The organism is Mesorhizobium sp. WSM4841, assembly GCF_055811515.1.
Map to the genome: position 1 here is coordinate 1 of NZ_JBVVQC010000081.1, position 1,412 is coordinate 1,412.

Annotated in this window: 1 protein-coding gene; it reads left to right on the forward strand. The window is 69.5% G+C overall.

Features of this window, described 5'->3' with window-relative positions:
* A partial coding sequence (locus tag AC0L14_RS34700; protein WP_473752220.1) for a transposase occupies nucleotides 1-853 on the forward strand: 853 nt, incomplete at its 5' end.
* Nucleotides 854-1,412 lie beyond the last annotated feature (559 nt).

Sequence of the window (1,412 nt, forward strand, 5' to 3'; positions counted from 1 at the left end):
CGCGGCCAGCATCCCGGTGTCGCGCGAGCACCGGCGGGCGAAGTCGGACCGGCTGGACACGCAGTTGCTGATGCGTGCGTTTGTAGGCTGGCTGCGCGGCGAGGCCAGGCACTGCGGCATGGTGGCGATCCCGACGATCGAGGAGGAGGACGCGCGGCGCGCCAATCGCGAGCACGAGACGCTGGTTGGCGAGCGCACCAGCCTTGTCAGCCGGATGCAGGCGACGCTGGCGCGCTTTGGCGTCCGCGGCTTCAATGTGAAGCTGAAGAAGGCGGCGGAGCGGCTGGAACAGCTGCGTGGCGCCGAAGGGGTGCCGCTGCCACCCAACACGCTGGCCGAACTGCGCCGCGACATGGCGCGGCTGCGGCTGATCCGGGCGCAGCTCGAGGAGATCGAGAAGACGCGCCTGGAGCGCCTGGCGCGGGCGCCGCGGGAAGGCAGCCATCCCATGGTGCTGATGCTGGCCAGGGTGATGGGCATCGGCATCGAGACGGCCGACATGCTGGTGCATGAGATCCTGTCGCGCAATCTGCGCGACCGCCGCGCGGTGGCCCGTTATGCCGGGCTGACCGGGGCGCCGGACGAGAGCGGCTCCAAACGGCGCGAGAAAGGGCTGGCGCGGGCCGGCAATGCGCGGGTCAGGCGCGGCATGATCCAGCTCGCCTGGCGCTGGCTGATGTTCCAGAAGGGCAGCGCCCTGGCGCAGTGGTTCGCGCAGCGCACCGCCGGGCTCCAGCGCAACCTGCGCAAGACCATGATCGTGGCCCTGGCGCGCAAGCTGCTGATCGCGCTGTGGCGCTATGTGAGCGCCGGCGAAGTGCCGGCTGGCGCCATCCTGCGCCCCGCGGCATGAACGATCGAAACGAAACCGGCTAAAGGAGCCCACGCCACAACAGGTCCGGCATCCATCCGCCCGCGGCGGAGCAATGCCAGGACGATCCGAGGCGGCGGTGACCCGCAAGCCACCTATGGCATGATATCCCATGCGCGCGGGAGAGAATGGGAACCGCCTCCGAGGAGCCTTGCCGCCGATGCGCATGACTGCATCATGGGTTCGGATCGCCGCGATCCGCCGAATACAAGGTTGTGGGCGCGCTGGCGCCACGCCAGGCAGGTTCCCCCTCAGGTCGCCCTTGCGCCGCCAGCCGCCGGCCGGCCTGACCGAAACCAGCCGATGCTGCAATTGCGAGGCTGTCATGACGCCCCTGACCGGTAACGATAGCGCCGGGCTCGACCCCGTCCAGGACGCGTGCCCGCGCCGGCTCCGCCGGTGCCGCAAGCGGCATCCTGGACAGGCTCTGCGCGCGACGCTCCCTCCAAAAGCAGGTCGGGACGGAGGGATGGCCGCCAAACCGTCGAACAAAGGGATGGCCGCCTTGAAAAGGCCCCTTGACAGCGAAAGCCCCATACAA